Origin of the sequence: Citrobacter sp. Cf072 (assembly GCF_030334485.1) — a bacterium.
Classification (GTDB): Bacteria; Pseudomonadota; Gammaproteobacteria; order Enterobacterales; family Enterobacteriaceae; genus Citrobacter; species Citrobacter freundii.
On sequence record NZ_JAOWDX010000047.1, the window covers coordinates 523,191 to 548,180 of the forward strand.

Here is a 24,990-nt window from a genome sequence, read left to right on the forward strand (position 1 = left end):
CGTATTCGGCAGATTTCCTTCTTACGCTTCCCGCTCAACCAGCTCAGGTTCTTCTTCCAGTAAACCTTCATCCTGCGCCAGCATCGCCGTTGCAATCCCGTTACCTAATACGTTGATTGCTGAACGTCCCATATCCAGGAAGTGGTCAATTCCCATCAGTAGCAGAATTCCGGCAACCGGAATATTGAAGCTTGGGATGGTTGCCGCCAGCACCACCAGTGCTGAACGTGGCACACCTGCAATTCCTTTGGACGCCAGCATCAGCGTCAGCATCAGGACGGTGATTTCTGCGAAAGAGAGGTGAATATTATAGGCCTGCGCGATAAACATGGAGGCAAATGAACAGTAGACCATGGAACCGACCAGGTTAAACGAATAACCGATAGGCAGCACGAATGACACGATGTTGGGTGAGCAGCCAAATTTAGTTAATTGCTCCAGCGTTTTCGGATAAGCGGCCTCAGAGCTGCTGGTGGTGAATGCGACCAGAACCGGGTCTTTCAGCATGCTCACCAGGCGAAATACCTCTTTTTTCAGCATGACATAACCCACCGCCAACAGAACCAGGCAGGTCAGCAAAATCGCCACATAGTAGCCGCCGATAAACGATGCATAGTTAAGCAGGATCCCCAGACCCTGGGTAGAGATTACGGAAGAGATGGCGGCAAAAATTGCCAGCGGCGCGACGTACATCACGTAGCCGGTCACCTTCAGCATAATGTGGGAAACCACATCCAGCGCGGCAACCAGCGGAGCGTTAAATTTCTCTCCGAGCGATGCTCCACCAATACCGAAGAACATTGAGAACACCACGATTTGCAGGATCTCATTGTTAGCCATTGCCCCGGCTATGCTGGTTGGAATGGTATGTGTCAGAAAACCTTTCAGGCTCATGCCGCCTACGGCCAGACCGGTGTCGGTGGCTTCCAGCGGGATCGTAAGGTTTAACCCGCTCCCGGGTTGCTCAAGGGAAACCACAAACAGACCGACCAGAATAGACAATACAGAAGAGCTGATAAACCAGACCATCGCTTTGCCGCCCACGCGACCGATGGTGGACGTTTCCCCCAGGCGCATAATACCAACGGTCAGGGTGCTGAATACTAAAGGCGCAATCACCATCTTAATCAGACGTAAAAAGATGTCGGTGAGAAGCGTAATATTATCGGCCCAGGCGGTCACAACGCCGGGGGAGGCATAAGAGTGGATCACCGCACCCGACAGGATCCCCGCCAGCATGAAGATCACGATAAACAACGTGAGTTTGTTTGCATTTGCCACTAAAAAGCCCTCAGTAAGGATTTAACATTTATTGATCGGTTACTCATTTTTTATACTTATTAAGTGGTAACGAAGTATTCATCATATAAATTGGATTAAAGCGTAAACGGATACAACTTTTTTTAATTTTTTATCCATTTTGTTGTGGTATTTACGATGCGTATGTGTGATCTCAATCACACAAAAAAGTGTATTTCAGCCAATCTGGCCGTGCACACCGATGAGTATGAATGTTATTTGCATGATAATTATGGTGTTTTTATGTGAATAATTTGTAGTTGCTGCACACCCGTTTTACCTTCCCCTCGCCAGGCTTCACATCCCTTCAGGATTTCCTTTTTGCAAACGTAAAGTTATCTCAGCCACTGCCGATAACGTTGATAACTCGTTTTCAGGAAGGTGCCTTATGTTTAACCGTATCCGCGTTGTCACAATGCTGATGATGGTGCTGGGGGTTTTCGCACTGCTACAGCTTGTTTCCGGTGGTCTGTTGTTTTCTTCATTGCAGCAGAATCAGCAAAGTTTTGTTATTTCTAACGATCTTCGACAGCAGCAAAGTGAACTCACCTCAACATGGGATCTGATGCTGCAAACACGAATCAATTTAAGCCGTTCTTCTGCGCGCATGATGATGGATGCGTCCAACCAGCAAAGCAGCGCCAAAAACGATCTGCTGAAGAATGCGAAAGCATCGCTGGCACAGGCTGAAACGCATTACGCAAAATTTAAAAACATCACACCGTTGCCGGAAATGGCAGAAGCCAGCGGCAACATTGAGGAAAAATATCAGCAGTACCATGCGGCCTTGGCAGAACTGGTTCAGTTTCTGGAAAGCGGCAATATGGACGCCTACTTTGCGCAGCCTACGCAGGGAATGCAAAACGCGCTCGGCGAGGCGCTGGGCAAGTACGCCAGCGTTAGCGAAAAGCTTTACGTTCAGGCATTTGATCAAAGCGCGCGGGATTACCATTTCGCCCAATGGCAGCTTGGCGTGCTGGCCGTGGTGCTGGTGCTGATTCTGGTGGTGGTCTGGTACGGCATCCGTCATACCCTGCTTAATCCTCTGTCCCGTGTTATTGCCCATATTCGGGAAATCGCCAGCGGTAACCTGACCGCAACTCTCGCCGTTAGTGGTCGTAACGAAATCGGCGAGCTGGCCAGTACGGTTGATCATATGCAGCGCTCGCTGACGGAAACCGTCACTCTGGTGCGTGAAGGCTCTGATGCGATTTATTCTGGTACCAGCGAAATTGCCAGCGGAAACACGGATCTCTCATCTCGTACGGAACAGCAGGCGTCAGCGCTGGAAGAAACCGCAGCCAGCATGGAACAGCTGACCGCAACCGTGAAGCAAAACGCGGACAACGCGCGTCAGGCCTCGCAACTGGCGAAAAGCGCCTCGGACACCGCGCAGCATGGCGGCAAAGTGGTTGATAGCGTGGTGAACACCATGCACGAAATTGCCGATAGCTCGAAGAAAATTGCCGACATTATTAGCGTCATCGATGGCATTGCCTTTCAGACCAACATTCTCGCACTGAACGCGGCGGTTGAAGCTGCACGCGCCGGTGAGCAAGGCCGCGGCTTTGCCGTGGTGGCGGGCGAAGTGCGTAATCTGGCAAGCCGCAGTGCGCAGGCGGCGAAAGAGATTAAAGCATTGATTGAAGATTCCGTTTCCCGGGTTGATACCGGTTCTGTACTGGTAGAAAGCGCTGGGGAAACGATGAACGACATCGTCAATGCCGTGACGCGGGTGACCGATATCATGGGTGAGATTGCCTCGGCCTCCGACGAGCAAAGCCGGGGGATTGATCAGGTTGCGCTCGCGGTCTCTGAAATGGATCGCGTTACGCAGCAGAACGCCTCTTTGGTACAGGAATCGGCTGCCGCAGCGGCCGCTCTTGAAGAACAGGCCAGTCGCCTGACGCAGTCGGTATCGACTTTCCGCCTTGCGTCACGTCCGGCCTCGACAAAACCACGCGATACACGATTACCTGCAGCGCCGAGCGCCTCCTATCCGCGCCAGAGCATTGAACAAGATACGAATTGGGAAACATTTTGACTGACAGTTAAACCGCGGCCAGTGCCGCCTGATGGGAGCGTTGATGTTTAATCGTATTCGAATTTCGACCACGCTGTTTTTGATTTTAATCCTCTGCGGTGTTTTGCAGATTGGCAGTAATGGCTTGTCCTTCTGGGCATTTCGGGACGGTTTTCAGAACCTGAATCAGGTCGAACGGAGTAATCAGCAACGCGCTGCGCTGGCCCAAACCCGCGCTGTGTTATTACAGGCCAGTACGGCCCTTAATAAGGCAGGGACGCTGACCGCCCTGAGCTATCCGCCAGAGGACATCAAAACCCTGATGACTCTTGCGCGCGACAGCCTGGCGCAGTCTGAATTGATGTTTAAACGCTTTATGGCGACGTCGGATTCGACGGAACAAGGCAAGGCGCTGTTTAGCGCGACGGAGAAAAGTTTCAACCAGTGGCACAGCGATCTCGCGCATCAGGCCACCTGGCTTGAAAACAATCAGCTGTCAGATTTTCTGACCGCGCCGGTGCAGGCGGCTCAAGATGCTTTTGATGCGAATGTGAATGCGTGGCAGAGCAACATCGACCGCGTGTTGCAAACGGCAGGAGAGCAGAGTCAGCGCAATTACCATATGTCGGGGGTGATTTTCGCCACCATGGTGGTCCTGGCAGCACTGCTCACCAGCGGTGCGCTGTTCTGGTCACGCAAGATGATTGTTCAGCCGCTGGCGATTATTGGCAGCCATTTCGACAGTATTGCCGCGGGGAATCTGGCACGGCCAGTAGCGGTTTATGGGCGCAATGAGATCTCGGCCATTTTTGCCAGCCTGCAGAAGATGCAAAAGGCATTACGCGAAACAGTAAATGACGTTCGTCAGGGCAGCTCAGCCATGCATAGCGGTATTTCAGAAATCGCGATGGGCAATAACGATTTATCTTCGCGAACCGAACAGCAGGCGGCCGCGCTGGCACAAACGGCAGCCAGCATGGAACAACTTACCGCCACTGTCGGCCAGAACGCTGATAACGCGCGCCAGGCGTCAGGGATCGCCAAAAGTGCGGCAGACACAGCGCATAAAGGTGGCGAGCAGACGTCCCGGGTTGCCAGCACCATGCATGAGATTTCTGCCAGCTCGCAGAAAATCGGCGACATCATCGGCGTGATTGACAGCATTGCCTTCCAGACCAATATCCTGGCGTTGAATGCCGCGGTCGAGGCCGCCAGGGCAGGGGAGCAAGGGCGTGGTTTTGCCGTCGTCGCTGGTGAAGTGCGTAATCTGGCAAGCCGTAGCGCGCAGGCGGCGAAAGAAATTAAGGGGCTCATTGAGGAGTCAGTCACCCGGGTGCATCAGGGCTCGCAACTGGTGGATATGGCGTCGCGCACGATGACGGAAATTGTCAGTTCGGTGACCCGGGTTAACGACATAATGGGCGAGATTGCCTCGGCATCCGATGAACAGCGCAGAGGCATTGAGCAGGTGGCGCAGGCCGTCAGCCAGATGGACTCAGTGACGCAGCAAAACGCCGGGCTGGTGGAAGAAGCCGCATCCGCCACCGGACAACTCGCCACACAGGCCGATAATCTTTCCGCCTGTGTCGCATTTTTCAAGCTTGAAGAGCAAACCGTAGCAAAACAAGAGTTGGCGCAGCCGCAGGTTGCGTCCGTTGTATCCTGAATGTGATTGAGAAGGCGCTATGACATCATCTCTGCCCACCGGGCAAACGTCATTATTGTTACAGATGACACAGCGCCTCGCGCTGTCTGACGCGCATTTTCGTCGGATATGTCAATTAATCTACCAGCGTGCGGGGATCGTACTGGCCGACCATAAGCGGGACATGGTTTATAACCGCCTGGTCCGCCGTTTGCGTACCCTGGGGCTGGATGACTTTGGTCGCTATCTCAGCATGCTGGAAGCTAACCAGAACAGTGCTGAGTGGCAAGCTTTTATTAACTCCCTGACTACCAACCTGACCGCATTTTTTCGCGAAGGGCATCATTTTCCGGTGCTGTCAGATCATGCTCGTCGGCGCAGCGGTGAATACCGCGTCTGGAGCGCGGCGGCATCAACCGGAGAAGAGCCCTACAGCATTGCGATTACGCTTGCCGATACCTTAGGTATGGCACCGGGCCGCTGGCGCGTTTTTGCCAGCGACATTGATACCGAAGTGCTGGAAAAGGCCAGAAACGGCATTTACCGCCTCGATGAGCTAAAGACGCTGTCACCCCAGCAGTTGCAGCGTTATTTCATGCGCGGTACCGGTCCGCATGAAGGGCTGGTACGCGTTCGGCAGGAACTGGCAGGTCATGTTGAATTTTCCAGCGTCAATTTACTGGATAAGCAGTACAACGTGCCAGGCCCTTTTGATGCCATATTTTGCCGTAACGTGATGATCTATTTCGATAAAACGACGCAGCAGGACATTTTGCACCGTTTTGTTCCACTTCTTAAACCTGACGGACTGCTGTTTGCAGGTCATTCAGAAAACTTTAGCAACCTTGTGCGCGAGTTTAGCCTGCGTGGACAGACCGTGTATGCGCATGCGCCAGGTAAGGATAAAGCATGAGTAAAATCAGGGTGTTGTCGGTAGATGATTCTGCATTGATGCGTCAAATCATGACCGAAATTATTAACAGCCACAGTGATATGGAAATGGTGGCGACGGCGCCGGATCCGTTGGTCGCCCGGGATTTAATCAAAAAATACAATCCCGACGTCCTGACGCTGGACGTGGAAATGCCGCGCATGGACGGCCTCGATTTCCTTGAGAAGTTGATGCGCCTGCGTCCGATGCCGGTGGTTATGGTTTCTTCACTGACCGGTAAAGGTTCTGAGGTCACGCTGCGGGCCCTGGAACTGGGGGCGATTGACTTTGTCACCAAGCCTCAGTTGGGGATCCGCGAAGGAATGCTGGCGTATAGCGAGATGATTGCGGAGAAAATCCGCACCGCATCGCGGGCAAAACTGGCCGCCCACAAACCCTTGGCGGCACCGACGACCTTGAAATCGGGGCCATTACTCAGTTCAGAAAAACTGCTGGTCATCGGCGCCTCAACCGGAGGAACAGAGGCAATTCGCCATGTACTCCAGCCATTGCCGCTTTCAAGTCCCGGTATTCTTATTACCCAGCATATGCCGCCAGGATTTACCCGATCGTTCGCCGAACGTCTGAACAAACTGTGTCAGATTACCGTGAAAGAGGCAGAGGACGGAGAGCGCGTTCTCCCTGGGCATGCGTATATCGCGCCTGGCGACAAGCATATGGAGCTGGCGCGCAGCGGCGCGAACTATCAAATCAAAATTCATGACGGTCCGCCGGTAAACCGGCACCGGCCCTCAGTGGATGTGCTGTTTCATTCGGTGGCGAAGCATGCGGGGCGTAATGCCGTTGGGGTGATCCTGACCGGTATGGGCAACGATGGCGCAGCCGGAATGCTAGCGATGAACCAGGCGGGTGCCTGGACCATTGCGCAAAACGAAGCAAGTTGTGTGGTGTTCGGCATGCCGCGCGAGGCCATCAATATGGGTGGCGTAAGCGAAGTGGTCGATCTTAGCCAGGTGAGCCAGCAAATGCTGGTGAAAATTAGTGCCGGACAGGCAATACGTATTTGAATCAGGAGTTTATTTTTATGGCGGATAAAGAGCTTAAGTTTTTGGTTGTGGATGACTTTTCCACCATGCGTCGCATCGTGCGTAACCTGCTTAAAGAGCTGGGATTCAACAATGTTGAAGAGGCTGAAGATGGCGTGGATGCGCTGAACAAGCTGCAGGCAGGGGGATTCGGTTTTGTTATTTCTGACTGGAACATGCCGAACATGGATGGACTGGAACTGCTGAAAACCATCCGTGCAGATGGTGGGATGGCTTCTCTGCCGGTGCTGATGGTCACGGCAGAAGCGAAAAAAGAGAACATCATTGCGGCGGCACAGGCAGGCGCCAGTGGCTATGTCGTGAAACCGTTCACGGCGGCGACGCTGGAAGAAAAACTGAATAAAATCTTTGAGAAACTGGGCATGTGAGGGTGTGATGATGATGCAACCACAAATTAAACCTGCTGACGAACACTCTGCAGGGGACATCATCGCGCGCATCGGCAGTTTGACCCGAATGCTGCGCGACAGCCTGCGTGAACTGGGGCTGGATCAGGCTATTGCCGAAGCGGCAGAAGCAATTCCCGATGCCCGCGATCGTCTCGATTACGTTGTACAGATGACCGCTCAGGCGGCAGAGCGCGCGCTGAACAGCGTCGAAGCTTCGCAGCCGCACCAGGACGCGATGGAAAAAGGGGCCAAAGACCTGACCAAACGCTGGGATGAATGGTTCGAAAATCCGATCGAACTGTCAGACGCTCGTGAACTGGTCACCGATACCCGTCAGTTCCTTGGTGATGTGCCCGGACATACCAGCTTTACCAATGCCCAGTTGCTGGACATCATGATGGCGCAGGATTTCCAGGATCTCACCGGACAGGTCATCAAGCGCATGATGGATGTTATCCAGGAAATTGAACGTCAGCTGTTGATGGTTCTGTTGGAAAACATACCGGAACAGGGCGCTCGTCCTAAACGTGAAAACGAAAGCTTGCTGAACGGCCCGCAGGTTGACGCCTCGAAAGCTGGCGTAGTGGCAAGCCAGGATCAGGTTGACGACCTGCTGGATAGCCTCGGGTTCTGATGAGTATTTGCCGGATGTGAGGCGTGGGCCTCTCATCCGGCTTACGCGCAATTCTGCTTAAAGCCATAAATCCCGTCTTTTTTACCGCTTACTCTTCCCATTGCTGGATAGCTGTTCTGGCATCATTCTCGCCTATATCTCTATCCAGGGTCTGATGCGTGGCAGAAGAAAGCGACGACGACAAAACAGAAGCCCCCACACCCCACCGACTTGAAAAAGCGCGGGAAGAAGGGCAGATCCCCCGATCCAAAGAGCTAACCTCACTACTTATTTTGCTGGTGGGCGTGTGCATTATCTGGATTGGCGGGGAGTCGCTTGCCCGCAGGCTGGCCGGTATGCTGTCGGCCGGATTACGTTTTGACCACAGTATGGTCAACGATCCAAACCTGATCCTCAGCCAAATCATCCTGCTGATTAAAGACGCGATGATTGCGCTGTTGCCGTTGATTACCGGCGTCGTTCTGGTGGCATTAATCTCCCCGGTGATGCTTGGCGGCTTGATTTTCAGCGGTAAATCCCTGCAACCCAAATTCTCTAAGCTGAATCCGTTGCCGGGCATAAAACGCATGTTTTCCGCGCAAACCGGCGCAGAACTGCTCAAAGCGATACTGAAGTCGACGTTAGTGGGCAGCGTGGCCGGGTTTTATCTCTGGCACAAGTGGCCAGAGATGATGCGGCTGATGGCGGAATCTCCGATTACGGCGATGGGCAACGCCCTGGATTTAGTCGGCATGTGCGCGTTGTTGGTGGTGCTTGGCGTCATTCCGATGGTGGGATTCGACGTTTTTTTCCAGATCTACAGCCATCTGAAAAAGCTGCGCATGTCGCGCCAGGATATCCGTGACGAATTTAAGCAAAGCGAAGGTGACCCGCACGTTAAGGGCAAAATTCGCCAAATGCAGCGCGCGGCCGCTCAGCGTCGCATGATGGCGGATGTACCAAAAGCAGACGTTATTGTCACTAACCCTACGCACTACTCAGTGGCGTTGAAGTATGACGAGAACAAAATGAGTGCGCCGAAAGTTGTCGCTAAGGGGGCCGGGCTGGTTGCGCTGCGCATTCGTGAAATTGGCGCAGAGCACCGTGTCCCTACGTTAGAAGCGCCGCCACTGGCGCGTGCGCTCTATCGCCATGCTGAAATTGGTCAGCAAATACCGGGTCAATTATATGCCGCCGTTGCCGAAGTGCTGGCATGGGTATGGCAGCTAAAACGCTGGCGTCTGGCTGGCGGCAAACGTCCACCACAACCTGAAAACCTTCCGGTGCCTGAAGCACTGGATTTCATGAACGAGAAGAATACTGATGGCTAATCTGGTCGCGATGCTGCGTCTGCCCAGCAACCTGAAATCCACGCAATGGCAAATCCTTGCCGGACCGATCCTCATCCTGCTGATCCTGTCGATGATGGTGCTGCCGCTGCCGGCTTTCGTCCTCGATTTGCTGTTCACATTTAACATTGCGCTGTCGATCATGGTGCTGCTGGTGGCGATGTTCACCCAGCGTACGCTGGAATTTGCCGCATTCCCGACGATTTTGCTGTTTACCACATTATTACGCCTGGCGCTGAACGTTGCGTCGACCCGTATCATTTTGATGGAAGGACACACCGGCGCGGCGGCGGCGGGGAAGGTGGTTGAAGCTTTTGGTCACTTCCTGGTGGGCGGTAACTTTGCGATCGGCATCGTGGTCTTCGTGATTCTCGTCATCATTAACTTTATGGTAATCACCAAAGGTGCAGGGCGTATCGCCGAGGTTGGCGCGCGCTTCGTGCTGGATGGTATGCCCGGCAAGCAGATGGCGATTGATGCGGATTTGAATGCCGGTCTGATTGGCGAAGATGAAGCTAAAAAACGACGCTCGGAAGTGACCCAGGAAGCGGATTTTTACGGCTCAATGGACGGTGCGAGTAAATTCGTCCGTGGAGACGCCATTGCCGGTATTTTGATCATGGTGATCAACGTAGTCGGCGGTCTGTTAGTTGGGGTGTTGCAGCATGGTATGAGCATGGGCAGCGCTGCGGAAAGTTATACCCTGCTGACCATCGGTGACGGGCTGGTGGCACAAATTCCTGCGCTGGTTATCTCTACCGCGGCGGGCGTTATCGTGACCCGCGTGAGTACCGACCAGGACGTAGGCGAACAGATGGTGACCCAACTGTTCAGCAATCCTAGTGTCATGTTGCTCAGTGCGGCGGTACTTGGACTTTTGGGCCTGGTTCCGGGCATGCCGAACCTGGTGTTTCTGATGTTTACTGCCGCATTGCTGGGCCTGGCCTGGTGGATGCGCGGTCGTGAGCAAAAAGTGCCAGATGAACCGCAGCCGGTGAAAATGCCGGAAAACAACTCCGTGGTGGAAGCCACGTGGAACGACGTGCAGTTGGAAGATTCGCTGGGAATGGAGGTAGGTTATCGCCTGATCCCAATGGTGGACTTTCAGCAGGATGGCGAGTTACTGGGGCGAATTCGCAGTATTCGTAAGAAATTCGCTCAGGATATGGGCTTCCTGCCGCCGGTGGTACACATCCGTGACAATATGGATCTGCAGCCGGCCCGCTATCGAATTTTGATGAAAGGGGTAGAAATTGGCAGCGGTGATGCCTATCCGGGACGCTGGCTGGCCATTAACCCGGGTACTGCTGCCGGGTCGCTGCCGGGCGAGAAAACGGTCGATCCGGCTTTCGGACTGGACGCTATCTGGATTGAAAGCGCATTGAAGGAACAGGCGCAGATTCAGGGCTTTACGGTGGTTGAAGCCAGTACAGTTGTCGCTACGCATCTAAATCACCTGATTGGCCAGTTTGCCGCTGAGCTGTTTGGCCGTCAGGAAGCGCAGCAGTTACTGGATCGAGTGTCGCAGGAAATGCCAAAGCTGACGGAAGATCTGGTGCCGGGCGTTGTGACGCTCACCACGCTGCATAAAGTGCTGCAGAACTTACTGGACGAGAAAGTACCGATTCGTGATATGCGCACCATTCTTGAAACGCTGGCGGAACATGCGCCGCTGCAAAGCGATCCGCATGAGCTTACCGCGGTCGTCCGTGTTGCGTTGGGACGCGCCATCACTCAGCAGTGGTTCCCTGGTAATGAAGAGGTTCAGGTTATCGGTCTTGATACTCCGCTCGAGCGTTTGCTGCTGCAAGCGCTGCAGGGGGGGGGTGGCCTGGAGCCTGGGCTTGCAGACCGCCTGCTGGCCCAAACACAGGAAGCGCTGTCCCGGCAGGAAATGTTGGGCGCGCCGCCGGTCTTGCTGGTTAATCACGCGTTGCGTCCGCTGCTGGCGCGGTTTTTACGTCGCAGCATCCCGCAGTTGGTGGTGTTATCGAACATGGAGCTTTCCGATAACCGCCATATCCGCATGACAGCGACCATTGGAGGTAAATAATGCGCAAGTTACTGTGGTTGTTGTTTTTTCCTCTGGTGGCGCAGGCCGCCGGAGAAGGGGCCTGGCAGGCAAGCGGTATGGGGATCACCTTAAATCACCGTGGCCAGTCAGCCTCGTCTGAGCCTTTGGTTCCTGGCCAGCCGGTCTCAGGCTTAATGACGCTGGTAGCCTGGCGCTATGAGCTGAATGGCCCCACGCCCGCAGGTCTGCGGGTACGTTTATGTTCTCAGTCCCGTTGTGTCGAGCTGGACGGGCAAAGTGGGACCACCAACGGGTTCAATAATGTTCCGGCCATTGAACCGATGCATTTTGTCTGGGAAGTCCCCGGCGGTGGTCGCCTGATCCCCGCGTTACGCATTCAGAGCAATCAGGTGATTGTGAACTACCGTTAACACCCTCCGTCATTCAGACCAGCAGTTGAAACTGCTGGTTGTTTCAACATTCCAGTCTCTCATTCAATTAAATAGAAACGCAGTTTTATAAAATAAGTGACGTACGTTGCCGGACTCTTTGTATTGTTGCCATTCCACGAACCCTTCTGGCAGAAATAGAAAGGTTTCACTTCCTGTTTGCTTTTACTGTGCCCTTATAAGGATGCCCATTGTCAAAGCGAGGATTGCGGGGCCTCCCAAATACAGCTGCTGCGCCGCAACAGGGGCAGGTCACAGCATTGAATCCGACATTGACAGAGGTTAAGTAAATGATTGTTTACCCGGTTAAACATAGCCCGTTGTTGCGCCAGCCAGAACATTTTATTGCCAGGGATGAATTAAAAACGCTGATCAAAAAGGTGACGCATAACCTGGTCAATATTCATGACGAAACTGGTGAGTTCTTGCTGCGTCTGGACGATGGACGCGTAATTGATACCAAAGGCTGGGCGGGATGGGAGTGGACCCACGGCGTCGGCTTGTACGGGATGTATCAGTACTATCTGCAAACCGGTGATGAAACGATGCGCGATATCATCGATAGCTGGTTTGCCGATCGCTTTGCTGAAGGTGCAACCACCAAAAACGTTAACACCATGGCGCCATTTTTAACGTTGGCGTATCGCTATGAAGAGACGCGTAATCCAGCGTATCTACCGTGGCTCGACTGCTGGGCTGAGTGGGCAATGCATGAGATGCCGCGTACCGAGTTCGGCGGTATGCAACACATTACGCTGGCGGAAGAAAACCACCAGCAGATGTGGGATGACACGCTGATGATGACGGTTTTACCGCTGGCGAAGATTGGCAAGTTACTCAATCGCCCTGACTACATCGAAGAGGCAACGTATCAGTTCCTGCTGCACGTGCAAAACCTGATGGATAAAGACACGGGGCTGTGGTTCCACGGCTGGAGCTATGAAGGAAATCATAACTTTGCCAATGCCCGCTGGGCGCGTGGCAACAGTTGGTTAACTATCGTGATCCCGGACTTCCTCGAATTACTTGATTTACCAGAAAACAATGCCGTTCACCGCTATCTGGTTCAGGTCCTGAACGCACAAATCGCGGCGCTGGCGAAATGCCAGGATGAAAGTGGGTTGTGGCATACCTTGCTGGACGACCCGCAGTCGTATCTGGAAGCATCGGCAACTGCCGGATTTGCTTATGGGATCCTCAAAGCTGTACGTAAACGCTATGTTGGGCAAGAGTATACGCTGGTGGCCGAAAAAGCCATTCGTGGCATTGTGCAGCATATTTCACCGGAAGGTGAACTGCTGCACACCTCGTTTGGTACCGGGATGGGACACAATCTCGATTTCTACCGCAACATCCCTCGGACTTCTATGCCTTACGGACAAGCGATGGCGATGCTGTGTCTTACCGAATACTTGCGTAAGTATTTTTGATATCGGTATTCGATGGCGCTACCGCTATCGGACCCGATGGTTGAGTCGTCACTGTGTGTACCGTGTTGTCCTGCGGGGCAAAGAGATGATCCATGATTTGACGCATAACCGGCGCGGCGGTGACACCATCGCTGCCGCCGTTTTCCAGAATTAACGCCACCGCGACCTTCGGGTTCTTATAGGGCGCAAATGCGGTATAGAACACGTGGTCGCGCAAGCGGACAGGGATCATCTTCGCATTGTAGGTCTGATTTTCTTTCAGACTAAAGACCTGCGAGGTGCCGCTTTTCGCCGCAATGCCGTAAGGTGCGGTGTGAAAGAACTTATAACCTGTACCATTTGGTTCATTCGCCATGCCGAACATCGCCTGACGCACCAGTCCCCAGTAGGGTGACGAGGCTGAGGCGATTTGTGACGGTGCTTCTGGAGCCTGATACGGCGTGAAGGTTTTGCCATTTTCTTCATCGAGTAGCAGGTGAGGGACGATAACCTTGCCGTTGTTAATCAGTGCGACCATGGCTTTGACCATCTGGATAGGAGTGGCAATCCAGTAGCCCTGGCCGATGCCAACTGAGATAGTATCCCCCTGATACCAGGCTTTTTTATGCACTTTTTGCTTCCATTCACGGCTCGGGAGCAGGCCGTTATACTCCTCATCAAGATCGATGCCGGTCGGTTTACCGTAACCAAACTGGCTGAGCATGCTGTTAATCCGGTCGATCCCCATCATATACGCTACCTGATAGAAGAACGTATCGGCAGACTCTTCTATCGCTTTGGTGACATCCAGCATACCGTGGCCTGTTTTTTTCCAGTCACGGTAATGTCGCTCGGTGCCGGGTAGCGTCCAGGTAGGAGCACCGAAGAAACTGGTCTGCGGCGTGATCACACCGTTTAGTAATGCTGACATCGCCATATACGGTTTGACTGTTGAAGCGGGGGGGTATAATCCCTGTGTGACGCGGTTGATTAATGGCAGGTCTTTATCCTGGAGTAGCTTGTTATAGTCCTGATAGCTAATGCCTTTGACAAACGGATTAGGGTCATAGCTGGGGTTTGAGACCATCGCCAGTACAGAAACGTCGTGTGGATCTTCAACCAAAACGGCGGCACGCTGGCCAGCCAACAAGCTCTCAATATATTGCTGTAAATGTAAATCCAGCGTCAAATGGATATCTTTACCGGCAACGGGCGGCACATCTTTGATCAGGCGTACGATGCGTCCGTGGTTATCTACTTCCACCTCCTGATAACCGGTCTTTCCATGCAGTTCATTTTCGTAATAGCGCTCAATTCCTTGCTTACCGATATTGTGATCGGCGGCGTAGTTCTCTGCCTGACCCTTTTGATCCAGTGCTTTCAGGTCGTTGTCATTGATTTTTGAAACATAGCCAAGGACATGTGCCAGCGCCGCGCCATAGGGATACTGGCGGTCTTCGTAGCTATTGATGTTTACGCCGCTAAAATGAAACTGATTTACCGAGAAACGGGCGATTTCCACATCGGTAAGCGCATTTTTTAGCACGACCGGACGATAGCGGCTGCTGGCTTTTAGCTCATGGCGAAACTGATCAATATCATCAGGAGTCAGGTCAACGATGGGCGTGAGCTGCTGGATCAACGCATTCATATCGCTGATTTTATAAGGCGTAACGGAAATATCGTACCAGGTGACGTTGCGCACCAGCGGGATGCCGTTGCGATCGTAAATCATGCCACGTGTGGGGGCGACGGGTAGCATTTTGATGTCGTTTGCATTCGACCGGGTGGTGTAATACTGGTGCTGACAGATTTGTAAGTTATACAGATTGTAAATCAGGATGCCAAAACAGATGACCACCAGGCCAAAGGCCACCAACACACGCCGCTGAAAGAGTTTTTCTTCCGCCTCAAAATCTCTGAATGTCATTGACCCGTACCCGATTAATTCGCCGCCTAATGATACGGAGGCTTAAACGGGATGACAGGCAAAAAATGTTCCATATCTCTAGGGAAATGTGTCATTCCTTGTGGGTTGTTACAAATTACAGTGAACGTCGCCGCTTCTCGTAGGCCTGATTGTGCTGCCTATGAGAACGGGTCAGGGAAAATAAAAAAGCCCGCGACATAGCGCGGGCTTTCACATTACTTGAGGTAATTACATACGTTCTACGGTTTCGATACCCAGTGTATCCAGACCAAGCTTCAGGGTTTTCGCCGTCAGCTGTGCCAGTTTCAGCCGGCTGTTACGAATCTCTTCGTTTTCAGCGCTGAGGATAGGGCAGTGCTCGTAGAAGCCGGAGAACAGACCGGCAACGTCGTACAGGTAAGCACACATCACGTGCGGTGTACCTTCACGTGCAACGACGGTCAGCGTTTCTTCAAACTGCAGTAGACGCGCCGCCAGCTGAGCCTCGCGATCTTCGTTGATAATCACCTGCGCATTTGCCAGCGCGCTTTCGTCGATATCCGCTTTACGGAATACGGACAGTACGCGGGTGTAAGCATACTGCATGTACGGCGCGGTATTGCCTTCGAATGCCAGCATGTTGTCCCAGTCGAAGATGTAGTCGGTGGTACGGTTTTTGGACAGATCCGCGTATTTCACCGCGCCGATACCGACCGCATTTGCCAGCTTTTCCAGCTCATCGGCAGGCATGTCCGGGTTCTTCTCCGCGACCAGACGACGTGCGCGCTCCAGCGCTTCATCCAGCAGATCGGCCAGTTTAACCGTGCCGCCAGCGCGGGTTTTGAACGGTTTACCGTCTTTGCCCAGCATCATACCGAACATGTGGTGTTCCAGCGGCACCGAATCCGGCACATAACCAGCTTTACGTACGATGGTCCAGGCCTGCATTAAGTGCTGATGCTGACGAGAGTCGATGTAATACAGTACGCGATCGGCATGCAGGGTTTCGTAACGATACTTGGCACAGGCGATGTCGGTTGTGGTGTAGAGATAGCCGCCATCTTTCTTCTGAATGATAACGCCCATCGGTTCGCCTTCCTTGTTTTTATACTCATCAAGGAATACGACGGTAGCGCCTTCGCTTTCAACAGCCAGGCCTTTGGCTTTGAGATCGGCCACGATGCCAGGCAGCATCGGGTTGTACAGGCTCTCGCCCATGACGTCGTCACGGGTCAGGGTAACGTTGAGGCGATCGTAGGTTAACTGGTTCTGCGACATGGTAATGTCGACCAGTTTACGCCACATCTCACGGAAGTATTCGTCGCCGCCTTGCAGCTTCACGACATAGCTACGGGCGCGTTCCGCGAAGGCTTCATCTTCGTCGTAATGTTTTTTCGCGTCACGGTAGAAACCTTCCAGGTCAGCCAGCGCCATCTCTCCGGCATTTTCCTGCTGCTGTTTTTCCAGCCATGCGATGAGCATACCGAACTGAGTACCCCAGTCACCGACGTGGTTGGCGCGGATAACCTTGTGACCGAGGAATTCCAGCGTACGCACCGCCGCGTCACCGATGATGGTGGAACGCAGGTGACCAACGTGCATCTCTTTCGCTACGTTAGGCGCGGAGTAGTCAACCACGACGGTTTGTTTAGTCGGTTGGGTGACGCCCAGACGATCGGAAGCCAGCGCCTGCTGAACGTGCTGCGCCAGAAATGCTGGGTCGAGAAAAATGTTGATAAAGCCCGGGCCTGCAATTTCAACTTTGCTGGCAATCCCGTTGAGATCCAGATGAGTCAGCACCTGCTCAGCCAGTTGTCGCGGCGCCATACCCAGTTTTTTAGCGACAGCCATCATGCCGTTAGCTTGATAGTCGCCGAACTGTACTTTTGCTGACTGACGAACCTGTGGTTCGCAATCTGCAGGCGCGCCTGCAGCAATCATGGCCTGACTGACTTTTTCTGAGAGAAGAGCCTGAATATTCACCGGAATACCTTACATTTATGAAGCGGCCTAAAATTCACCGCACCAGTTTAAGAATTAAGGGCGGGAGTATACTGCAAATGCCCGTTGCCGTCAGCATTGTGTGTACCGCCAGTAGCCTGAAATATAAACCATGCAATGGCATAAATTTATCCATGATGTGTTCGGAGAAAACAGCGGTTGGATGGCGCAGCGCAACAGAGTAAATTAGCGACTTTGAACATGGATATGAGCTTTTAATATGGCGAACTGGCAAACCGTTGCAGAACTACAGGATATTTCTGCAGATTTACCGCATTTCACGCAGGCATTAACGGAACTTTCTACCCGTCTTGGGCTGGATATCACAGGCCTGGAAGCCGATCACATTTCCTTGCGTTGCCATCAAAATACCACTGCAGAACGCTGGCGTCGCGGGTTTGAACAGTGCGGTGAATTGTTGTCAGAAAACATCATTAACGGCAGACCTATTTGTCTTTTTAAACTGCATGAGCCGGTTTGTGTGCAACATTGGCAATTTTCCATCGTCGAACTGCCGTGGCCGGGCGAAAAACGTTACCCACATGAAGGCTGGGAACATATTGAAATTGTTCTGCCGGGTGAGGCACAAACTCTGAATGCGCGAGCGCTGGCGCTGCTTTCCGATCACGGTCTGAGTCAACCTGGTATATTTGTGAAAACCAGCTCGCCAAAAGGAGAACGTGAACGTTTACCGAATCCGACGCTGGCGGTTAGCGATGGTAGCGTGACGATAAAATTCCACCCGTGGTCGATTGAAACCATTGTGGCAAGCGAACGTCAGGAGTGAGCATGACTATACTGGAAATCTGCTGTTACAGCATGGAGTGCGCGCGCACGGCGCAGCAAAACGGCGCGGATCGTATTGAGCTTTGCTCGGCACCCAAAGAAGGGGGCTTAACGCCTTCACTGGGCGTCTTGCGTTCTGTTCGCCAGCACATTTCGATTCCCGTCAATCCCATTATTCGTCCACGTGGAGGCGACTTTTGTTACACCGAAGGTGAATTCGCTGCAATGCTGGATGATATAGCGATGGTCAGAGAACTAGGGTTCTCAGGGCTGGTGACCGGCATTTTAGATGCGGATGGCGATGTCGATATGCCGCGCATGGAGAAAATAATGATCGCCGCCGGTTCACTGCAAGTCACTTTTCATCGTGCCTTTGATATGTGTGCTAACCCACTCAATACGCTTAAAAAATTAGCTGATTTGGGCATCGCCAGAGTACTCACCTCCGGGCAAAAATCAGATGCGGCGCAAGGTTTAACAAAAATAATGGAACTTATTACGCAGCCTGGTGCTCCAATCATTATGGCCGGAGCGGGGGTTCGCGCCTCGAATTTGTCCCTGTTCCTTGATGCTGGGGTGCAGGACGTCCACAGTTCTGCCGGAGTATGGCTGGCTTCACCAATGCGTTATCGCAATTCGGGGTTGTCGATGTCTTCGGATGCGCAGGCGGATGAGTATTCTCGCTATGCGGTAGACGGGGCGGCGGTTGCTGAAATGAAAGCAATCATTGCACACCATCAGGCCAGCTGATTTTACCGTTGCATCATGTCGCCCAATATGATGCTTGCTCGTACCAGGCCCCTGCAATTTCAACAGGGGCCTTTTTTTCTCCTTCTCCTGCATATTTCGGTCTGCAACTGTGTTGGCTTTCCTCGCTCACCCCGGTCACGTAGTTATCTACGCTCCCAGGGATTTGCTGCGTCGCCGCCTTGTTGCAAACCGAACTATTTTGGAGAAATGGTGCTATACGTAATAGTCATTTGACAAAAATGACTACGGTTTACGCGCAATCAATACCGCACGCAGTGGGGCGGGGTAGCCTTCCACCGTCTTGCTGTGGTCGTTCGGGTCAAGGAAGTCGGCCAGCGATTCGGTAATCATCCATTCGGTGCGGCGCTGTTCTTCGGTAGTGGTCACACATACGTCGGCAATGCGCACATCAACAAACCCGCATTTTTCCAGCCAGTTTTTTAGCGCCAGTGCAGACGGGATAAAGTAAACGTTACGCATCTGGGCGTAGCGATCGCCCGGCACCAGCACGGTATTTTCATCGCCTTCGACGACCAGCGTTTCCAGTACCAGTTCGCCATCTTTAACCAACTGATCCTTTAACTGCCACAGGTGTTCCAGCGGCGAGCGGCGGTGATAAAGCACGCCCATGGAGAATACGGTATCAAAGGCGTTGAGCGCCGGAAGCTGTTCAATACCCAGCGGCAGCAGATGCGCGCGCTGGTCATTGCCCAGCAGTTTACGCACCGCCTCAAACTGGCACAGGAACAGTTGGGTCGGGTCGATACCGACCGCCAGATGTGCGCCCGCGCCAATCATGCGCCACATGTGATAGCCACTGCCGCAGCCGACATCAAGAATGGTACGTCCGGTGAGATCAGACAAGTGCGGCAGGACGCGATCCCACTTCCAGTCGGAACGCCATTCGGTATCGATGTTGACGCCGTACAGCGAGTACGGTCCTTTACGCCATGGCATCAGGTTACGCATCAGGGTGTCTATGCGTTTAAGCTGACCTTCGCTGAGCGGCTCTTTGCTTTCTGCGGTAACGCTGTGCAGTAAGTCCAGACGATGCGGCGTTAGCTCGGGCAGAAACTCGACGGCGTTTGACCATTGTTTAAAAAGACCGTGCTGATCGCGCTGCCAGGCAGCGATTTGCGCCGGAAGTGTTTCCAGCCAATGGGACAGATGATTTTTGGCAATCAACTGATAAAAGTTACCAAAATCGATCATGCGCTAACCTCAGCTTTCAACGCCACCAGAGAGCCAAAGTTGAAGCACTGGAACCACAACTCACTGTGCTCAAAGCCGGCCTGATGCAGTCGCGCTTTGTGCGTTTCGACCGAGTCGGTGAGCATCACGTTCTCCAGCATGCTGCGCTTCTGGCTGATTTCCAGTTCGCTATAGCCATTGGCTCGTTTGAAGTCGTGGTGCATGTTGAACAGCAACTCGCCTACGTTCGCGTCTTCGAAGCTAAATTTTTCAGATAGCACCAACGCGCCACCGGGATTCAGCCCCTGATAAATCTTATCCAACAACGCCTGGCGCTCAGGTGGCTCAAGGAATTGCAGGGTAAAATTCAGCACCACCATCGAGGCATTTTCGATAGTAATGTTGCGAATATCGCCTTCGACAACCTCAACCGGAGTCGGTGCTTTATAAGCGTCGATGTGACGACGGCAGCGCTCAACCATCGCCGGGGAGTTATCGACAGCAATAATTTTGCAATTCTCGTGATGAATATTGCGACGCACCGAGAGCGTCGCCGCGCCCAGAGAACAGCCCAGATCGTAGACCTGCGTGTTGGGTTGTACGAAACGTTCGGCCAGCATGCCAATCATAGAAATAATATTGGAATAGCCAGGAACGGAACGCTGGATCATATCCGGGAAGACTTCAGCTACCCGTTCATCAAAGGTCCAGTCACCCAGACTGGCGATAGGCGCAGAAAAAAGCGTGTCGCGGTGAGACATAACGTAAAAATCCGGGAAAAATAAAGTGGCGTATTGTGCGCTAATGCAGGGAGAAAACCAACTCCCAGGGCATATACCAAAGATTCGCCAGCACCATTAGCAACAGCGAACACCAGGTTGCGCTCATGCCTGAACGGCGCCAGCGGAAAAGCCGATGGTGGAATCCGTAATAATGCATCAGACGTCCGGCAATCAACATCAGCCCGCAAAGATGCACCATCCACGTCTCTGCGCCGTTCATTTCCATAAATAACAGCAGCACTAACGCGACGGGAATATATTCCACCGCGTTACCGTGAATGCGGATAGCGCTTTGCAGTTCGCTAAAACCTCCATCGCCATAGGCAACGCGATATTGCATGCGCAGGCGAACAACGTCAAAGGAGAACTTTATTAACAATAACGCACCCAATACGGCATAAAGCGCGCTTACCATACAAACTCCCTTTTAAAATGGCTGATGGCCTTGACTATGATAGGTGGCATTTTCAGAAAAGAGAAGATTGCTGTGGAATAGACGGTGCTGATCCGATCTCTGGCAGAGCACTGCGTAAATCTGACCATAGTGTATCAACAAGCTCCGGGGCCTGCGCGATGTCCGGCGTATGCAAAAACAGATACGGCGTCGTGGTGTGATGCCATAGCGACAGCTTGGTCAGCCAGACGGCAAAAAGCGCGCTGTTTTGTGCCATATCATCGCTACCGATAAAGCGTACCATCGGATGGTTTGCCGTCACCACCGCATGCACCGGAACCTTCGGTTTCTTGCGCTGGGCGTCACGTATCGCTTCGGTATGTGGGATTGCGGCATGTACCGGGCGGCTGTCCAGAATCACCCGGTTTACTCCACGCTCGTGTAACCCGCGATTAAATAGCTGTTCGGCTTCGCCTTTGGCAAAGAAGTCTGGATGGCGAACTTCCACACCGTAGGTAAAGCATTTGGGGAGCGCATCGAGAAACTGCCACAGGGCAGGCAGGTCGCGTGGGCTAAAAGTCGCGGGTAATTGCAGCCAGTATTGTCCAATGCGCGATTCCAGCGGCGACATGCGCATAAAAAATTCCTGTACCAGGTCATCACAATTACGCAGCGCGGCCTTATGCGAAATGGTCGCCGGAAACTTAAAACAAAATCGAAACGTATCGGTGGTCTGTGCCTGCCAGCGGGCAACAATATCGGCTTTAGGCAGCGCATACAGCGTGGTATTGCCCTCCACGCAGTTAAAGTGGCGGGCATACTCTTCAAGGCTTGTGATCCCCAAACGCACCCATTTTGGATGCGACCATTGGGGTAAACCGATATAGATCATAGCGCTTGCAAAATCTCCTCCACGCTGCGAACGCGCGCAATGCGGGGGAAAATGTGCGTCATGCTGCCCTGGTGTTGTTCAGCACTGGCGGCGCTACAGGCATCCTCTGCAATGATAAGACTGAAACCCAGCTCCCACGCATTTCGCGCCGTCGACTCAACGCCAATGTTCGTAGAGATGCCGCACAGGACGATGGTATCGATACCCCGGCGACGCAGCTGTAATTCCAGATCGGTGCCGTAGAACGCGCCCCACTGGCGTTTGGTTACTTCGAGATCGCTGGTGCATTTACCCAGAGCAGCCGGGTAATTCCACCAGTTTTCGGGCAACGCTTTTGCTGGAGTCTGAGCATCTACTGGTTGTTTCAGCGCTTCGGCGTAATCGTCAGACCACCCGACGCGCACCATTACCACCGGGGAACCGTGGGTACGGAATTTTTCCGCCAACTGCGCGGCGCGGGCAACCACAGTGTGTGCCGTATGAGGTCCGCCAGCGAAAGGCAGGATCCCTTCCTGTAAGTCAATCACGACAAGGGCAGTTGTTTTTGCGTTCAGTTCCAGCATGTTCACTCCAGTAAAAAATAGAATTCCGTTACACCTTAAGCGCGAATCAGTGTGAAAGGGGCGACAATTTTTGTTATTTTTTGTGAGATTACGCAATGCCCGTCCAGGAAACAGGCGTACAGTCAGTACCGGACTAAGAGTCTATCCCAGTAGGCTCTTATCGTGCGGCAGAATTTCCAGTATAATAGCCGCCTTTTTTCATTCAGTTGTGACATTCAGCTAAAGCTGCGACTTCGTCATCTGCGAGACAGGTGACAATCCGCCTGCGGCAAAGTTAAGGGATATCTCATGCGTACAGAATATTGCGGACAGCTACGTCTGTCCCACGAGGGGCAGCAGGTGACTCTGTGTGGTTGGGTCAACCGTCGTCGTGATCTTGGTAGCCTGATCTTTATCGATATGCGCGACCGCGAAGGTATCGTGCAGGTATTTTTCGATCCGGACCGTGCGGACGCGTTAAAGCTGGCCTCCGAACTGCGTAATGAGTTCTGCATCCAGGTTACGGGCACCGTGCGTGCGCGTGACGCGAAAAACGTCAACGCCGAGATGGCGACGGGCGAAATTGAAGTGCTGGCCTCCGATCTGACCATCATCAACCGTTCAGACTCGCTGCCGTTGGACTCTAACCACGTCAACACCGAAGAAGCGCGACTGAAGTATCGCTATTTAGATCTGCGTCGCCCTGAAATGGCGCAGCGCCTGAAAACGCGTGCCAAAATTACCAGTCTGGTGCGTCGTTTTATGGACGACCACGGCTTCCTCGACATTGAAACACCGATGCTGACCAAAGCGACGCCGGAAGGCGCGCGCGATTACCTGGTACCTTCTCGCGTACATAAAGGTAAATTCTACGCGCTGCCGCAATCACCTCAGTTGTTTAAACAACTGCTGATGATGTCTGGCTTTGACCGCTACTATCAGATCGTAAAATGCTTCCGTGATGAAGACTTACGTGCTGACCGTCAGCCTGAATTTACCCAGATCGACGTTGAGACTTCCTTCATGACCGCACCGCAGGTGCGTGAAGTGATGGAAGCGCTGGTGCGTAATCTGTGGCTGGAAGTTAAAGGGGTGGATCTGGGTGATTTCCCGATCATGACCTTTGCCGAAGCTGAGCGTCGTTACGGTTCTGATAAACCAGACCTGCGTAACCCGATGGAGCTGGTTGACGTTGCCGATCTGGTGAAAGACGTTGAGTTCGCAGTGTTCTCTGGTCCGGCAAACGATGCGAAAGGCCGCGTAGCTGCTCTGCGTGTACCGGGCGGTGCCGCACTGAGCCGTAAGCAAATTGACGATTACGGTAACTTTATTAAGATTTACGGCGCGAAAGGTCTGGCTTACATCAAAGTCAACGAGCGTGCGAAAGGTCTGGAAGGTATCACCAGCCCGGTTGCTAAGTTCCTGAACGCAGAAATCGTGGAAGCGATTCTGGCGCGTACCGGTGCGCAAGACGGCGACATGATTTTCTTCGGTGCCGACAACAAGAAAGTGGTTGCCGACGCGATGGGCGCGCTGCGTCTGAAACTGGGTAAAGACCTGAACATTACCGACGAAGCCAAATGGGCGCCGCTGTGGGTTATCGACTTCCCAATGTTTGAAGACGATGGTGAAGGCGGACTGACCGCAATGCACCACCCGTTCACCGCGCCGAAAGATATGACGGCCGCTGAGCTGAAAGCTGCGCCGGAAGACGCGGTTGCTAACGCATACGATATGGTTATCAACGGCTACGAAGTGGGCGGCGGTTCCGTGCGTATTCACAACGGCGACATGCAGCAGACCGTATTCGGTATTCTGGGCATTAACGAGCAAGAGCAGCGTGAGAAATTCGGGTTCCTGCTGGATGCGCTAAAATATGGTACACCACCGCATGCGGGCCTGGCGTTCGGTCTGGACCGTCTGACTATGCTGCTGACCGGTACTGACAACATTCGTGACGTTATTGCTTTCCCGAAAACCACTGCTGCAGCGTGTCTGATGACTGAAGCGCCGAGCTTTGCCAACGAAGCTGCGCTGGCGGAACTGAGCATTCAGGTTGTTAAGAAGGCCGAGAATAACTGATATGAGATACAAACAGCCTGTCTCGGTGTTAGTCGTGATTTATGCAAAGGACACCGGGAGAGTGCTGATGTTACAGCGACGCGACGATCCTGATTTCTGGCAGTCGGTCACCGGCAGCCTTGAAGAGGGTGAAACCGCGTCGCAAGCCGCTATGCGCGAAGTAAAGGAAGAGGTCGCCATTGATGTTGCATCTGAGCAACTGACCTTAATTGACTGTCAGCGCACGGTGGAGTTTGAGATTTTTAGCCATTTACGTCATCGCTATGCACCGGGAATTGAACGAAATACTGAGTCCTGGTTTTGCCTGGCACTTCCCTCAGAACGAGAGATCGTGTTCACCGAACATCTGACCTATCGTTGGGTTAATGCGGTTGAAGCCGCCCAATTAACCAAGTCGTGGAGTAACCGGCAGGCGATTGAAGAGTTTGTAATTAACGTCGCCTGAAAAGGCGCGCTTTTTGGAGATATTATTT

Annotated in this window: 22 protein-coding genes; 14 read left to right on the forward strand and 8 right to left on the reverse strand. The window is 53.0% G+C overall.

Going from position 1 to position 24,990, the window contains the following annotated elements:
- Positions 1-21: 21 nt before the first annotated feature.
- Positions 22-1,281, reverse strand: coding sequence for a dicarboxylate/amino acid:cation symporter (locus OGX66_RS21260; protein WP_088902150.1), 1,260 nt, complete (start codon positions 1,279-1,281; stop codon positions 22-24).
- A 406-nt stretch (positions 1,282-1,687) separates the two neighbouring features.
- Here OGX66_RS21260 and tar point away from each other — a divergent pair, with 406 nt between their 5' ends.
- From tar to bglB, 10 genes are all read left to right on the forward strand, one after another.
- On the forward strand, positions 1,688-3,343 hold the full coding sequence (gene tar, locus OGX66_RS21265) for a methyl-accepting chemotaxis protein II (RefSeq protein WP_032936849.1): 1,656 nt from the start codon (positions 1,688-1,690) through the stop codon (positions 3,341-3,343).
- A gap of 43 nt (positions 3,344-3,386) precedes the next feature.
- Positions 3,387-4,988 (forward strand): methyl-accepting chemotaxis protein IV, encoded by a 1,602-nt coding sequence (gene tap, locus OGX66_RS21270; protein WP_003034646.1) that lies wholly within the window; start codon positions 3,387-3,389, stop codon positions 4,986-4,988.
- 19 nt (positions 4,989-5,007) lie between these two features.
- The gene (gene cheR / locus OGX66_RS21275) at positions 5,008-5,880 is read left to right on the forward strand and encodes a protein-glutamate O-methyltransferase CheR (RefSeq protein ID WP_003034649.1); all 873 of its coding nucleotides are present in this window, start codon (positions 5,008-5,010) and stop codon (positions 5,878-5,880) included.
- Entirely contained in the window at positions 5,877-6,926 is a 1,050-nt protein-coding gene (locus OGX66_RS21280; RefSeq protein WP_003839158.1) for a protein-glutamate methylesterase/protein-glutamine glutaminase, read from the forward strand. The genes cheR and OGX66_RS21280 overlap by 4 nt, the downstream gene beginning before the upstream one ends.
- 17 nt (positions 6,927-6,943) lie before the next feature.
- A complete protein-coding gene (gene cheY, locus OGX66_RS21285) occupies positions 6,944-7,333 on the forward strand; it encodes a chemotaxis response regulator CheY (RefSeq protein ID WP_003034656.1) in 390 nt (129 codons plus the stop codon).
- A gap of 10 nt (positions 7,334-7,343) precedes the next feature.
- The gene (gene cheZ / locus OGX66_RS21290; protein WP_003034659.1) at positions 7,344-7,988 is read left to right on the forward strand and encodes a protein phosphatase CheZ; all 645 of its coding nucleotides are present in this window, start codon (positions 7,344-7,346) and stop codon (positions 7,986-7,988) included.
- A gap of 158 nt (positions 7,989-8,146) precedes the next feature.
- The gene (flhB, locus tag OGX66_RS21295; RefSeq protein WP_003034664.1) at positions 8,147-9,298 is read left to right on the forward strand and encodes a flagellar biosynthesis protein FlhB; all 1,152 of its coding nucleotides are present in this window, start codon (positions 8,147-8,149) and stop codon (positions 9,296-9,298) included.
- Positions 9,291-11,369, forward strand: coding sequence for a flagellar biosynthesis protein FlhA (flhA, locus tag OGX66_RS21300; RefSeq protein ID WP_088902151.1), 2,079 nt, complete (start codon positions 9,291-9,293; stop codon positions 11,367-11,369). Before flhB ends, flhA begins: the two co-directional genes overlap by 8 nt.
- A complete protein-coding gene (flhE, locus tag OGX66_RS21305; protein ID WP_016150530.1) occupies positions 11,369-11,761 on the forward strand; it encodes a flagellar protein FlhE in 393 nt (130 codons plus the stop codon). The genes flhA and flhE overlap by 1 nt, the downstream gene beginning before the upstream one ends.
- Before the next feature lie 308 nt (positions 11,762-12,069).
- Positions 12,070-13,209 carry a beta-galactosidase BglB gene (gene bglB, locus OGX66_RS21310; protein WP_270921871.1) on the forward strand — a complete coding sequence of 380 codons (1,140 nt, stop codon included), beginning with the start codon at positions 12,070-12,072 and terminating at the stop codon, positions 13,207-13,209.
- On the opposite strand, the gene mrdA2 is transcribed toward bglB, so the two are convergent.
- Both mrdA2 and argS read right to left on the reverse strand, forming a co-directional pair.
- Complete coding sequence (gene mrdA2, locus OGX66_RS21315; RefSeq protein WP_286512220.1) at positions 13,181-15,118, reverse strand: peptidoglycan DD-transpeptidase MrdA2; 1,938 nt, start codon at positions 15,116-15,118, stop codon at positions 13,181-13,183. The two genes, bglB and mrdA2, sit on opposite strands and share 29 nt — an antisense overlap.
- A gap of 228 nt (positions 15,119-15,346) precedes the next feature.
- Positions 15,347-17,080 carry an arginine--tRNA ligase gene (gene argS / locus OGX66_RS21320; protein ID WP_003034673.1) on the reverse strand — a complete coding sequence of 578 codons (1,734 nt, stop codon included), beginning with the start codon at positions 17,078-17,080 and terminating at the stop codon, positions 15,347-15,349.
- A gap of 238 nt (positions 17,081-17,318) precedes the next feature.
- On the opposite strand from argS, the gene OGX66_RS21325 reads away from it, so the two are divergent.
- Entirely contained in the window at positions 17,319-17,885 is a 567-nt protein-coding gene (locus tag OGX66_RS21325) for a VOC family protein (RefSeq protein ID WP_003034677.1), read from the forward strand.
- Positions 17,886-17,887: 2 nt separating this feature from the next.
- Positions 17,888-18,634 (forward strand): copper homeostasis protein CutC, encoded by a 747-nt coding sequence (gene cutC, locus OGX66_RS21330; protein WP_193339173.1) that lies wholly within the window; start codon positions 17,888-17,890, stop codon positions 18,632-18,634.
- Between the two features lie 243 nt (positions 18,635-18,877).
- Here the strand turns inward: cutC and cmoB are convergent, their stop codons facing one another.
- Genes cmoB through OGX66_RS21355 form a run of 5 tightly spaced genes read right to left on the reverse strand, consistent with a single transcriptional unit; the run spans position 18,878 to position 22,456 of the window.
- A complete protein-coding gene (cmoB, locus tag OGX66_RS21335; RefSeq protein ID WP_003839177.1) occupies positions 18,878-19,846 on the reverse strand; it encodes a tRNA 5-methoxyuridine(34)/uridine 5-oxyacetic acid(34) synthase CmoB in 969 nt (322 codons plus the stop codon).
- A complete protein-coding gene (cmoA, locus tag OGX66_RS21340; protein ID WP_003034686.1) occupies positions 19,843-20,586 on the reverse strand; it encodes a carboxy-S-adenosyl-L-methionine synthase CmoA in 744 nt (247 codons plus the stop codon). Before cmoA ends, cmoB begins: the two co-directional genes overlap by 4 nt.
- A gap of 40 nt (positions 20,587-20,626) precedes the next feature.
- On the reverse strand, positions 20,627-21,022 hold the full coding sequence (locus OGX66_RS21345; protein ID WP_003034689.1) for an MAPEG family protein: 396 nt from the start codon (positions 21,020-21,022) through the stop codon (positions 20,627-20,629).
- A gap of 52 nt (positions 21,023-21,074) precedes the next feature.
- Complete coding sequence (locus OGX66_RS21350) at positions 21,075-21,893, reverse strand: DUF72 domain-containing protein (protein ID WP_136345685.1); 819 nt, start codon at positions 21,891-21,893, stop codon at positions 21,075-21,077.
- Entirely contained in the window at positions 21,890-22,456 is a 567-nt protein-coding gene (locus tag OGX66_RS21355; RefSeq protein WP_088902177.1) for a hydrolase, read from the reverse strand. The genes OGX66_RS21350 and OGX66_RS21355 overlap by 4 nt, the downstream gene beginning before the upstream one ends.
- A gap of 288 nt (positions 22,457-22,744) precedes the next feature.
- Between OGX66_RS21355 and aspS the strand changes: the two genes are divergently transcribed.
- Together aspS and nudB are read left to right on the forward strand one after the other, a co-directional pair.
- Positions 22,745-24,517, forward strand: a complete 1,773-nt coding sequence (gene aspS / locus OGX66_RS21360) for an aspartate--tRNA ligase (protein WP_032935372.1) — start codon at positions 22,745-22,747, stop codon at positions 24,515-24,517.
- Between the two features lies 1 nt (position 24,518).
- A complete protein-coding gene (nudB, locus tag OGX66_RS21365) occupies positions 24,519-24,962 on the forward strand; it encodes a dihydroneopterin triphosphate diphosphatase (protein ID WP_003844155.1) in 444 nt (147 codons plus the stop codon).
- The last annotated feature ends 28 nt before the right edge of the window (positions 24,963-24,990 follow it).

What these genes read in the sequence shown, in the direction of transcription:
- tar (WP_032936849.1), top strand. Translation starts at nt 1,688, where the DNA reads ATGTTTAACCGTATCCGCGTTGTCACAATGCTGATGATGGTGCTGGGG.
- tap (WP_003034646.1), top strand. Translation starts at nt 3,387, where the DNA reads ATGTTTAATCGTATTCGAATTTCGACCACGCTGTTTTTGATTTTAATC.
- cheR (WP_003034649.1), top strand. Translation starts at nt 5,008, where the DNA reads ATGACATCATCTCTGCCCACCGGGCAAACGTCATTATTGTTACAGATG.
- OGX66_RS21280 (WP_003839158.1), top strand. Translation starts at nt 5,877, where the DNA reads ATGAGTAAAATCAGGGTGTTGTCGGTAGATGATTCTGCATTGATGCGT.
- cheY (WP_003034656.1), top strand. Translation starts at nt 6,944, where the DNA reads ATGGCGGATAAAGAGCTTAAGTTTTTGGTTGTGGATGACTTTTCCACC.
- cheZ (WP_003034659.1), top strand. Translation starts at nt 7,344, where the DNA reads ATGATGCAACCACAAATTAAACCTGCTGACGAACACTCTGCAGGGGAC.
- flhA (WP_088902151.1), top strand. Translation starts at nt 9,291, where the DNA reads ATGGCTAATCTGGTCGCGATGCTGCGTCTGCCCAGCAACCTGAAATCC.
- flhE (WP_016150530.1), top strand. Translation starts at nt 11,369, where the DNA reads ATGCGCAAGTTACTGTGGTTGTTGTTTTTTCCTCTGGTGGCGCAGGCC.
- bglB (WP_270921871.1), top strand. Translation starts at nt 12,070, where the DNA reads ATGATTGTTTACCCGGTTAAACATAGCCCGTTGTTGCGCCAGCCAGAA.
- mrdA2 (WP_286512220.1), bottom strand. Translation starts at nt 15,118, where the DNA reads ATGACATTCAGAGATTTTGAGGCGGAAGAAAAACTCTTTCAGCGGCGT.
- OGX66_RS21325 (WP_003034677.1), top strand. Translation starts at nt 17,319, where the DNA reads ATGGCGAACTGGCAAACCGTTGCAGAACTACAGGATATTTCTGCAGAT.
- cutC (WP_193339173.1), top strand. Translation starts at nt 17,888, where the DNA reads ATGACTATACTGGAAATCTGCTGTTACAGCATGGAGTGCGCGCGCACG.
- cmoB (WP_003839177.1), bottom strand. Translation starts at nt 19,846, where the DNA reads ATGATCGATTTTGGTAACTTTTATCAGTTGATTGCCAAAAATCATCTG.
- cmoA (WP_003034686.1), bottom strand. Translation starts at nt 20,586, where the DNA reads ATGTCTCACCGCGACACGCTTTTTTCTGCGCCTATCGCCAGTCTGGGT.
- OGX66_RS21345 (WP_003034689.1), bottom strand. Translation starts at nt 21,022, where the DNA reads ATGGTAAGCGCGCTTTATGCCGTATTGGGTGCGTTATTGTTAATAAAG.
- OGX66_RS21350 (WP_136345685.1), bottom strand. Translation starts at nt 21,893, where the DNA reads ATGATCTATATCGGTTTACCCCAATGGTCGCATCCAAAATGGGTGCGT.
- OGX66_RS21355 (WP_088902177.1), bottom strand. Translation starts at nt 22,456, where the DNA reads ATGCTGGAACTGAACGCAAAAACAACTGCCCTTGTCGTGATTGACTTA.
- aspS (WP_032935372.1), top strand. Translation starts at nt 22,745, where the DNA reads ATGCGTACAGAATATTGCGGACAGCTACGTCTGTCCCACGAGGGGCAG.
- nudB (WP_003844155.1), top strand. Translation starts at nt 24,519, where the DNA reads ATGAGATACAAACAGCCTGTCTCGGTGTTAGTCGTGATTTATGCAAAG.